Genomic DNA, 12,715 nt, shown 5'->3' with positions numbered 1-12,715 from the left:
CCTCTGCGGTCGGTGGGGCGTTGGGTTGGTTGATCGGCGGTGTCTGTGGCGGGCTACTCATCGACCGCGTCGGGGTCGTCCACTGCGGGTAGCGGGGCGTCGGGCAGCACGCAGGCGGCGTCGTCGGGCCAGTGGGCCCACAACCGGTCGCCGGGCCGCAAGCCGGGCAGGTGGTCCTCCGGGCCGAGGTGGGCGATCACTGGGTGCCCGTCGGCCGCTCGCATCGACAGGCGCACCACCGGGCCCTGGAAGGTGAGGTCGGTGACGGTCCCCTCGACGGCGGAGACGGCCTCGGGCCGTTCGGTCGCCACCGAGAGGCGCTCGGGTCGCACCATCACCACCACCTTGCCGGGTTGCACCTGGGGCGAGAAGCACCTGGCTCCCACCGTCGAGCCCAGCGTGGTGGCGGTGGCATGGCCGCCGCCGACCGACTCGGCGGTGCCCGGCCACAGGTTGGCCTGGCCGATGAACCCGGCCACGAACACCGAGGCGGGCCGCTCGTAGACCTCCGAGGGCGTGCCGATCTGCTCGACGCGACCGGCGTTCATCACGGCCATGCGGTCGGCCATCGTGAGCGCCTCCTCCTGGTCGTGGGTGACGTGCACGAAGCTGATGTCGATCTCTCGCTGGATGCGCTTCAGCTCGAACTGCATCACCTGACGCAGCTTCAGGTCGAGCGCGCCGAGGGGCTCGTCCAAAAGCAGGGCCGCCGGCTCGTTCACCAGGGCTCGCGCCAGCGCCACCCGCTGCTGCTGGCCGCCCGACAGTTGCGAGGGCTTGCGGTCGGCAAACTCGCCCAGGCGGACCACCTCGATGACGGCATCGACCTTCTCGCGCACCTTGGCCGCATCCCACTTCTTTGCGCGGGGGCCGTAGGCGACGTTGTTCCACACGTTCATGTGGGGAAACAGGGCGTAGTGCTGAAACACCGTGTTGACGTTGCGCTTGTGCGGCGGGGTGCGAGAGACGTCCTCGCCATCGAGCCGGATGGCGCCGCTCGTCGGGGTTTCGAAGCCGGCGATCATGCGCAGGGTGGTCGTCTTGCCGCAGCCGGACGGGCCCAGCAACGCAAAGAACTCGCCCTGCCCGATCGAGAAGTTGGCGTCGTCGACGGCCACGAAGTCGGTAAACGCCTTGGTCACATGCTCGATCTCGATGATCGGTGGGCGTTCGCCGCCCGCAGCACCGGACGTTGGAACGCCGTCGGTCGACACCTGCCCGGGGGCGATCTCACCGTCGGCGGTCGCAGCAGTACTCACACCAGTCGTCCCCTCGTCGGTGCCGAGCGATGCGGCGCCGGCGGCGCCACCCCCTCGCTGCGGACCGTCCGGCCCGCCCACCCTGTCCCCTGATCCGCAACTGTGCCACCGGACACGACCCCTCGCAAGCGTTTCTAACGTGAAAGGGAGGATTTACGACGGAATCCCTTGCATTCGCCCGCTCCAGCGCCCAGCATCTGCACCAAGGGGCAACCACGAGCGGTACGCGTCGTCGGCTTTCGGGTCGGCGACGCTTCCGTATTCAGGGTTGCGGTCGCGCAATCGAATCGTCCGCACCCTTCAACTCACATCACACGGGGAGCGACCGACCTATGGCCATGCAGAACTACATCGGGGGCGACTGGCGAGACGCCGCGTCGGGCAATACCGACGCCGTCGTCAACCCGGCGACGGGCGAGCAGATCGCCGAGGTGGCGGCGAGCGGCGCCGAGGATGTCGATGCGGCGGTCCAGGCGGCCACCGAAGCGTTTGGTTCCTGGAGGCGCACCACGCCGCGCGACCGTTCCGAGAAGCTGCTGGCCTTGGCCGATGCCGTGGAGGACAACCTGGACGAGCTCCAACGCCTCGAGATGGAGAACGTGGGCAAACCGGCCTCCATCATCGAGTTTGAGTTCGACCTGACGGTGGACAACCTGCGGTTCTTCGCCGGGGCGGCCCGCACGCTGAGCACCCAGGCGGCCGGCGAGTACCTCGAGAACCACACCTCGATGCTGCGCCGCGACCCGCTGGGCGTGTGCGCCGGCATCGCCCCGTGGAACTACCCGCTCAACATGGCGACGTGGAAGCTGGGTCCGGCCCTGGCCGCGGGCAACACCTTCATCCTCAAGCCCAGCGAGCTCACCCCGATGACCGCGCTGAAATTGGCGGAGATCTCGGCCGACATCTTCCCGCCGGGCGTGTTCAACGTGGTGACCGGTCAGGGCGAGACCGCCGGCGACGCCATCGTCACCCACCCGGATGTGGCCATGGTGAGCATCACCGGCGACGTCGACACCGGCAAGCTGATCGCCCGCAACTCGGCGGACAGCCTGAAGCGGGTGCACCTCGAGCTGGGCGGCAAGGCACCGGTGGTGGTCTTCGACGATGCCGACCTGGAGACGCTGGTCGCCACCCTGGCCGAGACCGGCTACTACAACTCGGGTCAGGACTGCACTGCGCCGTGCCGGGTCATAGCCGGGCCCGGCATCTACGAAGACCTGGTCGCCGCCCTGTCGTCGGCCGTGGGCGGGCTGGTCACGGGCGATCCGACCGACGAGGCCACCGAGATCGGTCCCGTCGTGTCGTCCGGACAACAGGAACGCGTGGCCGGCATGGTCAGCCGGGCCGCAGAGGCCGGGGCCGAGATCACCGTCGGTGGCTCCACGCTGGCCCGCTCCGGGTACTTCTATGCGCCGACGGTGGTGGCCAACCCGGCCCAGGACGCCGAGATCGTGCAACGCGAGGTGTTTGGCCCCGTCGTGTCGGTGCAGCGCTTCGCCGACGAGGACCAGGCGCTCGCCTGGGCCAACGACGTGAGGTACGGGCTCGCATCCTCAATCTGGACCAGCGATGTCTCCCGGGCGATGCGCATGAGCTCGCAGTTGCACTTCGGCACAGTGTGGGTGAACGACCACATTCCGATCGTCTCCGAGATGCCCCACGGAGGCTTCAAGCAGTCGGGCTACGGCAAGGACATGTCGATCTATTCGATCGAGCACTACACCGAGCTGAAACACGTCATGGTGAAGTTCTAGCGGCGCCGGACGTGGCCGCCACCGATCATCCCCCGCACCCCGGGCGGAACGATCCGCCCGGGGTGATGCCCGCCGAGACCGACCGGCACGAGCGCACCCTGATCGCCTGGCCGACCGAGGTGCGACGGGCGTTCTTCGGCGGTCACCTCGAGGCCGCCCGCACGGCCTGGGCCGACGTTGCCCGGGCCGTGGCCAGGTACGAGCCGGTCACGATGGTGGTCAACCCGGGGGAGCGAGCGAGCGCCGAGGCGCAGTTGGGCGAGGCCGCTGCGGCCCCGGCGCCCGGCGTGACGTTGGTGGAGCTGGCGATAGACGATGCCTGGATGCGCGACTCCGGGCCCATCGTGGTGCGTCGTCCAGGTGGCGAACGCGTCGACGACCGCGTCGCGGTGCAGTTCGGTTTCAACGCCTGGGGTCGGCTGGTCGAACCGTTCGACAGCGACGCCGTCGTTGCGACTGCGGTCGCCGAGCATCTGGGCCTGCCGGTGCTTTCAGCGCCGTTCGTGTTGGAGGGCGGCTCGATCGCGGTGGACGGTGCAGGCACGCTCGTCACCACCGAGCGGTGCCTGCTCAACCCCAACCGGGGGCCGCTGCCCGGCGGCTCACCACGCACCAAGGCCGGCATGGAATCGTTGTTGGCTCGGTGGTTGGGGGTCGAGCGCGTGGTGTGGCTGACCGACGGCCTCACCGACGACACCGACACCGACGGCCACGTCGACAACGTGGTGGCCATCCCCCGGCCGGGCGTGGCGCTGCTGCAGGGGTGCGACGATCCCGGCGATCCGGACGCCGCCACGGCAGCGGAGAGCGAGCGCCGCCTGAGGGCGGCGGGCTTCGAGGTGGTCATCATGGAGGCGCTGCCCCGCACCGAGTGCCACGGGCGCATGGTCGAGGTGCCGTACCTCAACTTCTACGTCGCCAACGGGTTGGTCGTCGTGCCGGTGACCGGCCACGTCTACGACGACGAGGCGCTGGGAATCATCGGCGAGCACTATCCGGGCCGGGAGGTCGTGGCGGTCGACGGCGCCATGATCGCCTACGGCGGCGGTGGGCCGCACTGCATCACCCAGCAGGTTCCCATCGCGGGGCGCGCGCAGTGAAGCTCATCACCAACCTCGGGGGAGCGGACTCACCGGCCCGCACCCGTGCGCCCGAGCGGGGCACCTTCCGGGTGGGGGCGGTTCAGACGGCGTGGCATCCCGACGCCGGCGAACACCGGGCCACCCTGACCGCCGGCGTCGAGCTCGCCGCCCGGGCCGGTGCGCGGCTGGTGTGCCTGCAGGAGCTGACGCTGTCGCCCTACTTCGCCATCGTGCCCGACGGAGCCGAGGCGCTCGGCGTGGTGGCCGAGCCGCTGCCAGGCGGCCCGACCCACGCTTTTGCCGCCGAGCTGGCGGCGCGCTTCGGCCTGGTGGTGCACGCCTCCCTGTTCGAGGCGGCGGGGGAGGGGGAGCACCCGCCCGGCGGCACCGTGCCCGCCGGTGGAGGGGGGTTCAACACCGCCATCGCCGTCGGCCCCGATGGCGAGCTGTTGGCCCGAACCCGCAAGCTGCACATCCCGGTGACCGCCGGCTACTACGAGGATCGCTACTTTGCGCCGGGCGACACCGGCTACCCCGTCGTCGACGTGGGGCCGGCCCGCATCGGGTTGCCGACCTGCTGGGACCAGTGGTTCCCCGAGCCGCCCCGGGCCTACTCGTTAGCGGGGGCCGACCTGCTGGTGTACCCGACCGCCATCGGCTCGGAGCCCGACCATCCCGGCTTCGACACCCGGCCGCTGTGGCAGCAGGTGATCGTCGGCAACGGCATCGCCAACGGCCTGGCGATGGTGGCGGTCAACCGCATCGGCACCGAACGGGCGACCGACCTGGTGGCTGCGGGGACGGCGCTTGATCCGCCGGACACGGCGATCACGTTCTACGGCAGCTCCTTCATCTCGGACCCGTACGGTCGGATCCTGGCCCAGGCGCCGCGCGACGCCGAGGCGGTGCTGGTGGCGGACGTCGACCTGGATGCCAAGCGCGATTGGCTGGAGCTGTTCCCGCTGCTTAACACCCGGCGCCCCGATACCTACGGTTCGATGACCGCCCAATGACCGACCCCTCAGCGATGGTCCTGGAAGTCGAACCAGCGGCTGACGAGCGGCAGGTAGGCGTGGCGCCAAGACGACAGGGGCACGTTGCGATGCTTCAGCTCGGCCAGCGCCGGGGGTGGCGCCTCACCGGTCAGAACCTGACTCAGCCGATGCCCCAACCAGGTGTTCATCGCCACGCCGCTGCCGTTGCAGCCGGTGGCGTACCAGGCTCCATCCAGGCGCCCGACGTGGGGCAGGCGGTCCAGCGTGAGCGCCACGTTGCCGCCCCAGGCGTGCTCCACGGCGGTGCCGGCCAGCTGGGGGTGGACCCGCAGCATCGAGTCGTAGAGGAAGTCGCGGGCCTCGGACACGTCCACCGGGTCGAGGCTGCGGCGCCCGCCGAAGGCCAGGCGCCGATCGGGCGTGAGGCGCCAGTAAAACAAAAAGTTCTTGGTGTCCACCATCATCCGCCCGGTGGGGCTGACGCTTCGGGCCAGATCCTCGGGCAGCACCTCGGTGGCGATGATGTAGCTGCCCACCGGCACCACCTTGCGTCGCAGGACCGGCGTGGCGGCATCGGCGTAGGCGTTGGTGGCCAGGATCACGTCGGCGGCCTCGACGCTGCCCCGCGTGGTCGTCACCCGGTGGCGCCCGGCGCGCCGGCTCAGGCCGGTCACCCCGGTGCGGTCGATCACCCGGGCGCCCGCGTTCATGGCCCGGGTGGCCAGGCCGGCGTGAAGCCTGGCCGGGTGCAGCCCGCCCGTGCGGTCGAAGACGACCCCGCCGTGAAACGCCTCGCTGCCGATCTCGGCGCCCAGGTCGCCGGCCTCGACAAACCTGACGGCCTCGCCCAGGGCGGCGTGCTCTGCCGCCTGGTGGCGCAACTCGTCGGTGTGCGATGGCGAATGGGCCAGGTACAGCTGACCGCTCCGGACGTAGTCGCAGTCGATGCCGGCTCGGCCGTCGTCGCCGGCGATGGTGGCCTCGACGAAATCGAATGCCTCGTTCGCCTCGGCGTACAGGCGGGTGCCCAGCTCGCCGTAGTGCCGCTCGAGGCCGGCCGGCCCGGACTTGAGCTCGGGGATCACCATGCCGCCGTTGCGGCTGGAGGCGCCCCAGCCCAGCGGCTCGCGGTCGAACACCACCACCGAGCGTCCGGCGGTCGCCAGCGTGTCGGCGGCGGCCAGGCCGCACAGCCCGGCGCCGACGACCACGACGTCGACCGAGGCCGGCGGTTCGCCCCCGGTGGGGGGAGGCGGCGGCACCTGTGCCTGCCACAACCCGCTCTCGGCATAGCTGGGGGCAAGCAGGGCAGGCACGTTGCGCAACCTACCGCCGCCCTCGCCGCTTGTGACCGAAAACCCTTGCCCAACGGTGCGGCACCGACCAACTCACTGACACGATCCGCCTCGTGGTGGATCCGACGATCAAGGACATCATCGTGAACGACACCGAGCGCAACGAAACCGGCACAGCGCTGCCCACCATCGACCACTGGTTGGAGGACGCACGCTGGGCGGGCAACGGCGAGCGCGTCGGCGACGTGTTCGATCCCGCCCGGGGCGAGGTGGCGGCGCGGGTGCGGCTGGCCTCGAGCGACGACGTCGACACGGTGGTGCGGGCGGCCCGTCGGGCGCACGCCGGCTGGCGTGAGACATCGTTGTCCAAGCGCAGCGCCGTGCTTTTCGCGTTCCGGGAGGCGCTCATGCGCCGGGCCGACGAACTGGCGGCGGTGATCAGCGCCCAGCACGGCAAGGTGCGCTCCGACGCCGCCGGCGAGTTGCAGCGGGGCATAGAGGTGGTCGAGTTCGCCTGCGGCATTCCCACCATGCTGACCGGCGCCCACAGCGAGGGCGCCTCGACCCACGTCGACGTCACCACGATCCGCCACAGCGTCGGCGTCACCGTTGGCATCACCCCGTTCAACTTCCCCGCCATGGTGCCGCTGTGGATGTGCCCGGTGGCGATCGCGTGCGGCAACTCGTTCATCCTCAAGCCGTCCGAACGCGATCCGGGGGCGGCGATGATCCTGGCGGAGTGTTGGGCCGAGGCCGGGCTGCCCACAGGGGTGTTCAGCGTGCTGCACGGCGACGCCGTCGTGGTCAACGCCCTGCTGACGCACTCCGCCGTGGACGCCGTCTCGTTCGTGGGCTCCACCCCGATCGCCCGTCACGTCTACGAGACCGCCTCGGTCACCGGGATGCGGGTGCAGGCGCTGGGCGGGGCGAAGAACCACATGATCGTGCTGCCCGATGCCGACATGGAGGCCGCCGCCGACGCTGCGGTCAGCGCCGGCTACGGCTCGGCCGGTGAGCGCTGCATGGCCATCTCGGTGGTGGTCGCCGTCGACCCGGTAGGCGACGAGCTGGTCGAGGCGATCGCCGAACGCTCCAGCAGCATCGTGGTCGGCCCCGGCTCGGATGATGCCTCCGAGATGGGCCCGCTGGTGACGGCGGCCCATCGCGACCGGGTGCGGGGCTACGTCGACGCCGCCGAGGCCGACGGGGCCACGCTGGTCATCGACGGCCGGACGCTCGAGGTGGCGGGCAGCCCCGACGGTTACTGGATGGGCCCGACGCTGATCGACGACGTCACCACGAACATGTCGGTGTACACCGACGAGGTGTTCGGCCCGGTGCTATGCGTGGTGCGGGTGCCCGACTACGAGGCGGCCGTCGAGCTGGTCAACACCAACCCCTACGGCAACGGGGTGGCCATCTTCACCCGCGATGGCGGGGCGGCCCGGCGCTTCAGCGTCGAGGTGGAGGCCGGCATGGTGGGGGTCAACGTGGCCATCCCGGTGCCCGTCGCCTACCACTCCTTCGGAGGCTGGGGGGAGTCATTGTTCGGCGACACCCACATCTACGGTCCCGAGGGTGTTGCCTTCTATACCCGCAACAAGGTGGTCACCACCCGCTGGGCCGATCCGTCCACGCGGGGTCCCGACCTGGGCTTCCCCACCCACACCTGAGGAGTTTGACCATGACTACCGACGTGACATCGATGCGGATCGACGGGGCGGCCGTCGGCGCCGACGAGCACACCACCGTGTGCTCGCCCTACGACGGGCGTGAGCTGGGGCGGGTACCCAGGGGGACCGAGGCCGACGTCGACCGTGCGGTGGCCGTGGCGCTCGAGCGTCATCTCGGGGGAGCGCTGCCGGCGCACGAACGGGCCGAGATCCTCGATCGGGCGGCGGTGGCGCTCACGATCCGTCACGAGGAGTTCGCCCAATCGATCAGCGCCGAGGCGGCCAAGCCGATCGCCACCGCCCGCGTCGAGGCAGAACGGGCGGTCGACACGTTCCGCTTCTCCGCCGCCGTGGCCCGCACGATGACCGGTGAGATGGTGCCGATGGAGGCCTCGTCGGCGGGCCTCGGCAAGCTGGGCTTCGTCCTGCGGGTGCCCATCGGCGTGGTCGGGGCGATCTCACCGTTCAACTTTCCGCTCAACCTGGTCACCCACAAGGTGGCGCCGGCGATCGCCGCCGGGTGCCCGGTGGTGCTCAAGCCGGCGTCGTCCACCCCGCTCACGGCGCTGCTGCTCGCCTCGATGCTCGAGGACGATGCCGGCCTGCCGCCCGGGTGGCTCAACGTGGTGACCGTCCCCGGTTCGGTGGCCGACGCCCTGGTCACCCACGACGATGTGGCCGCCATCTCCTTCACCGGCTCGCCCGACGTGGGCTGGGAAATTCGGGCCAAGGCGCCCCGCAAGCGGGTCGGGCTCGAGCTGGGCAACAACGCCCCGGTCATCGTGCACCGCGACGCCGATGTGGCTGTCGCCGCGCAACGGGTGGCCGCGGGCGGCTACTCCTACTCCGGGCAGACGTGCATCTCGGTGCAGCGGGTGTACGTCCACGACGACGTGGCCGACGAGTTCCTCGGCGCGTTCGAGGCCGAGGTGTCCGCTCTGGTGGTGGGCGACCCGGCCGACGGCGCCACCAACGTCAGTGCGTTGATCGATCGGGGCGAGACCGACCGGGTGGTCGGCACCGTCACCGAGGCGATCGCTGCGGGGGCCACGGCGGTCGTCGGCGGCGGGGTCGCCGACGGGCTGCTGGCGCCCACCGTGCTCAGCGGGGTCACCCCCGACATGGCGGTCAGCCGCACCGAGGTGTTCGGCCCGGTGGTCGGCGTGGCCAGCTACAGCGACGTAAACGACGCGTTCGCGTGGGCCAACGACAGCCGCTACGGGTTGCAGGCCGGGATCTTCACCAACGACCTGTCGCTGGGCCTCGATGCCGCCCACCGCCTGGACTACGGCGGGGTGTGCATCAACGAGGTGCCCACCTTTCGAACCGACCAGATGCCCTACGGCGGCATCCGGGACTCGGGCAACACCAAGGAGGGTCCGGCCTGGGCGGTGCGGGAGATGACCGAGGAGCGCATGGTGGTCATCACCCGCTGATCAGCGGCGTCGCTCACAGCCGGTCGAGCACCTCGGCCACCATGCCGGTCGTCGTCCCGGGGTGCAGAAACGCGCAGCGCAGGATCGGCTTGCCGTCGTGGTTCGATGGCACGACGAAGCCCACCTGATCGGCCAGCAGTTGGTCGGAGAATCGCTGGTAGTCGCCGGCGTTCCAGCCGGAGCGCGTGAACGCCACAACCGACAGCTGAGGCTCGATCACCAGGTCGAGGTGCGGCGCCTCCCTCACCCGGTCCGCAGTCCAGCGGGCCAGGCTCAGCGCAGCCTCGATCGCGTCCCGGTAGGCGCCCAGGCCGTGCACGGCCAGCGAGAACCACAGGGCCAGCCCCCGGGCCCGACGGGTGAGGTGATGGGCGTAGTCGGCCGGGTTCCAGCCGACGTCGCTTGGGTCGCCCGTGTCGTGCAGCACGTCGAGGTAGCCGGCGTGCTGGGCGTGGGTGACGGCGGCGACCGCCGGCTCCCGGTACAGCAGCGCGGCACAGTCGAACGGCGCAAACAGCCACTTGTGCGGGTCGACCACCATCGAGTCGCAGCCCTCGATGCCGTCGAACCGGCTGCGGGCCGACGGGGCCAGGCGTGCCGCCGCCCCGTAGGCGCCGTCAACGTGAAACCACCACCCGTGCGCCGTAGCGACGTCGGCGATCGCATCGAGTTCGTCGACGATCCCCAGGTTGGTGGTGCCGGCGGTGGCGACCACCGCCATCACCCGCTCGGGTTGCTCCAGCCGGCCCGCCACCGCCGCCAACCCCCGGCCGGTGAGGCGACCGTCGACCGTCGGCACCGTGATCACGTCGACGTCCAGCAGGTGTGCGGTGTTGCTCACCGAGCTGTGCGCCTGGTCGGAACACACGATCGAGGTGGCCGCCCGAGCGTCGCCAAGACGCCGCCGGGCCGCGTCGCGAGCGACGGCCAGCGCCGACAGGTTGCCAGCACTTCCGCCCGACACAAAGCAGCCTCCGGCCGAGACGGGCATGCCCATCTCAGCCGCCAACACGGCCAGCGCCTGGTTCTCGGCATGCACGGCGCCGGAGGCGTCCAACCACGACGTGGCGTTCAGCGACGACGCCGACACCACCATGTCGAACATCAGCGACGCCTTGGTGGGCGCAGCGGGAATGAACGAGAGATAGCGCGGGCTGTCCACCGAGATCACCGACGTGGCGAGCACGTTGGTGAATTGGGCAAACACCTCCTCCGGCGGTCGCGGGCGCTCGCCGATCAGGTTGGGCGCCCGCTGCGCGAGCGACGTCATCGATTCGGGGTGGTCGAGCGGCACGGGATCCAGCCGCAGCCGGTCGACCACATAGTCGGCGACCAGCGACATGATCCGGTCGGTCACCTCATCGCTCTGGTGCATCCGCCCAGCATGGCGGCTGCGTCAACCGCACCAGCTGGGCTGCGGGCTACTCGCCGCCCAATTCCTGGCGGATCATGTTGAGCGCCGAGCCGGCCTTGAACCAGGCGATGTGCTCCGGCGACATCGTCTGGTTGGTGAGGAACTCCTCACTGGTGCCATCGGGGTGGTTGAGCACGCACGTCACCTGGCCACCGGGGGTCAGGTCGGCCAGCCCGGTGATGGAGATGGTGTCGTCCTCACCGATGGCGTCGTAGGTGGCCGGGTCGTCGAAGGTCAGGGCCAGCACGCCCTGCTTCTTCAGGTTGGTCTCGTGGATGCGGGCGAAGCTGCGCACGATGATGGCGGCGGCGCCGCGGAAGCGAGGTTCCATGGCGGCGTGCTCGCGGGACGAGCCTTCTCCCCAGTTCTCGTCGCCGACCGCCACCCAGCGCACGCCTGACTCGCCCAAGTGCTTGGCGATGTCCGGGTAGGTCTTGGTCTCGCCGTCGAGCGGATCCTTGCCGGTGCCGGCCTCACCGGTGAAGGCGTTGACGATGCCGTTGAACAGGTTGCCCGAGATGTTCTCGAGGTGGCCCCGGTACTTCAGCCACTTGCCGGCCATCGAGATGTGGTCGGTCGTCGCCTTGCCCTGGGCCTTCAACAGCAGCGGCAGCTCGACGTAGTCCTCGCCGTCCCACGGCTCGAATGGGATCAGCAGTTGCAGCCGGTCCGAGTCGGGGCTGACGACGATCTCGATGTCGGAGGAGTCCGCCGGCGGGGCGATGAAGCCGTCCTCGCCGGGGTCGAAGCCCCTGGCCGGCAGTTCCTCACCCACCGGGATCGCCAGCTTGATCTCCTCGCCGTTTGCGTTGGTGATGGTGTCGGTCAGCGGGTTGAAGTCCAACGTTCCGGCCAGCGCCAGGGCGACGGTGGTCTCGGGGCTGGTGACGAACGCGTGCGTGCTGGCGATGCCGTCGTTGCGCTTGGGGAAGTTGCGGTTGTAGCTGTTGACGATCGTGTTCTTCTCGCCCTCCTTGACGTCGGAGCGGCTCCACTGGCCAATGCACGGCCCGCAGGCGTTGGCCAGCACGGTGGCGCCGGCGGCCTCGAAGGTCTCGAGCAGCCCGTCGCGCTCGATCGTGGCCCGCACCTGCTCGGAGCCGGGCGTAATCATCAGCTCGGTCTTCACCTTCAGGCCGTTGTCGGCGGCGTGGCGCAGGATCGAGGCCGCCCGGGTGATGTCCTCGTAGGAGGAGTTGGTGCAGGAGCCGACCAGCGCGGAGGACACCTCGAGTGGCCAGCCGTTCTCGCGGGCCTCGGCGCCAAGCTCGCCCACCTCGCGGGCCAGGTCCGGGGTGAACGGGCCGTTGATGTGGGGCTGCAGCGTGCTCAGGCCGATCTCGACGACCTCGTCGTAGAAGTCGGCCGGGTTGGCGAGCACCTCGTCGTCGGGGCGCAGGTGGTGGGCGACGGTATTGGCCGCATCGGCGATCGCCTCCCGGCCGGTCGCCTTCAGGTAGCGGGCCATGGCGTCGTCGTAGCCGAACAGCGAGGTGGTGGCACCGATCTCGGCCCCCATATTGCAGATCGTGCCCTTGCCGGTCGCCGAGATGCTGGTGGCGCCGGGGCCGAAGTACTCGACGATGCTGCCGGTGCCACCCTTGACGGTGAGGATGTCGGCCACCTTCAAGATGATGTCCTTGGGGGAGGACCAGCCGTTCAGCTCGCCCGTCAGGTGCACGCCGATCAAGCGGGGCCAGCGGACGTTGAAGGGGAACCCGGTCATCACGTCGACCGCATCGGCGCCGCCGACGCCGATGGCGATCATGCCCAGGCCGCCGGCGTTGGGGGTGTGGCTGTCGGTGCC

The 12,715-nt window shown here is 70.2% G+C and carries 9 protein-coding genes; 5 read left to right on the top strand and 4 right to left on the bottom strand.

Annotated elements, in window-relative coordinates; genetic code table 11:
• Positions 1 to 53: 53 nt before the first annotated feature.
• Positions 54 to 1,160, bottom strand: coding sequence for an ABC transporter ATP-binding protein (locus tag PKD89_RS07675; protein ID WP_349257332.1), 1,107 nt, complete (start codon positions 1,158 to 1,160; stop codon positions 54 to 56).
• Between the two features lie 431 nt (positions 1,161 to 1,591).
• Here PKD89_RS07675 and PKD89_RS07670 point away from each other — a divergent pair, with 431 nt between their 5' ends.
• The 3 genes from PKD89_RS07670 to PKD89_RS07660 are packed head-to-tail and all read left to right on the top strand — an operon-like array spanning position 1,592 to position 5,108.
• Positions 1,592 to 3,013, top strand: coding sequence for a gamma-aminobutyraldehyde dehydrogenase (locus PKD89_RS07670; RefSeq protein WP_289012481.1), 1,422 nt, complete (start codon positions 1,592 to 1,594; stop codon positions 3,011 to 3,013).
• An 11-nt stretch (positions 3,014 to 3,024) separates the two neighbouring features.
• Positions 3,025 to 4,113: an agmatine deiminase family protein gene (locus PKD89_RS07665; RefSeq protein ID WP_289012482.1), complete on the top strand. Its 1,089-nt coding sequence runs from the start codon at positions 3,025 to 3,027 to the stop codon at positions 4,111 to 4,113.
• Positions 4,110 to 5,108: a nitrilase-related carbon-nitrogen hydrolase gene (locus PKD89_RS07660; protein ID WP_289012483.1), complete on the top strand. Its 999-nt coding sequence runs from the start codon at positions 4,110 to 4,112 to the stop codon at positions 5,106 to 5,108. The genes PKD89_RS07665 and PKD89_RS07660 overlap by 4 nt, the downstream gene beginning before the upstream one ends.
• An 8-nt stretch (positions 5,109 to 5,116) precedes the next feature.
• Here the strand turns inward: PKD89_RS07660 and PKD89_RS07655 are convergent, their stop codons facing one another.
• Positions 5,117 to 6,406 (bottom strand): NAD(P)/FAD-dependent oxidoreductase, encoded by a 1,290-nt coding sequence (locus tag PKD89_RS07655; protein ID WP_289012484.1) that lies wholly within the window; start codon positions 6,404 to 6,406, stop codon positions 5,117 to 5,119.
• Positions 6,407 to 6,513: 107 nt separating this feature from the next.
• On the opposite strand from PKD89_RS07655, the gene PKD89_RS07650 reads away from it, so the two are divergent.
• Together PKD89_RS07650 and PKD89_RS07645 are read left to right on the top strand one after the other, a co-directional pair.
• Positions 6,514 to 8,058, top strand: coding sequence for a CoA-acylating methylmalonate-semialdehyde dehydrogenase (locus tag PKD89_RS07650; protein WP_425591238.1), 1,545 nt, complete (start codon positions 6,514 to 6,516; stop codon positions 8,056 to 8,058).
• An 11-nt stretch (positions 8,059 to 8,069) separates the two neighbouring features.
• The gene (locus tag PKD89_RS07645) at positions 8,070 to 9,494 is read left to right on the top strand and encodes an aldehyde dehydrogenase family protein (protein WP_289012486.1); all 1,425 of its coding nucleotides are present in this window, start codon (positions 8,070 to 8,072) and stop codon (positions 9,492 to 9,494) included.
• Positions 9,495 to 9,507: 13 nt separating this feature from the next.
• On the opposite strand, the gene PKD89_RS07640 is transcribed toward PKD89_RS07645, so the two are convergent.
• Positions 9,508 to 10,869 (bottom strand): pyridoxal phosphate-dependent decarboxylase family protein, encoded by a 1,362-nt coding sequence (locus PKD89_RS07640; RefSeq protein WP_289012487.1) that lies wholly within the window; start codon positions 10,867 to 10,869, stop codon positions 9,508 to 9,510.
• Positions 10,870 to 10,915: 46 nt separating this feature from the next.
• On the bottom strand, positions 10,916 to 12,715 hold a 1,800-nt coding region (locus PKD89_RS07635), incomplete at its 5' end, for an aconitate hydratase (RefSeq protein ID WP_324332354.1).

This window comes from Candidatus Neomicrothrix sp. (genome assembly GCF_035329545.1).
GTDB classification, from domain to species: domain Bacteria; phylum Actinomycetota; class Acidimicrobiia; order Acidimicrobiales; family Microtrichaceae; genus Microthrix; species Microthrix subdominans.
The sequence above is the reverse complement of the archived record's forward strand: the minus strand, read 5'-3'. Positions and strand labels throughout refer to the sequence as shown.

Bases quoted from the DNA above. Each gene is read 5' to 3' on its own strand.
- PKD89_RS07670 (WP_289012481.1), top strand. From the start codon at position 1,592: ATGGCCATGCAGAACTACATCGGGGGCGACTGGCGAGACGCCGCGTCG.
- PKD89_RS07645 (WP_289012486.1), top strand. From the start codon at position 8,070: ATGACTACCGACGTGACATCGATGCGGATCGACGGGGCGGCCGTCGGC.
- PKD89_RS07640 (WP_289012487.1), bottom strand. From the start codon at position 10,869: ATGCACCAGAGCGATGAGGTGACCGACCGGATCATGTCGCTGGTCGCC.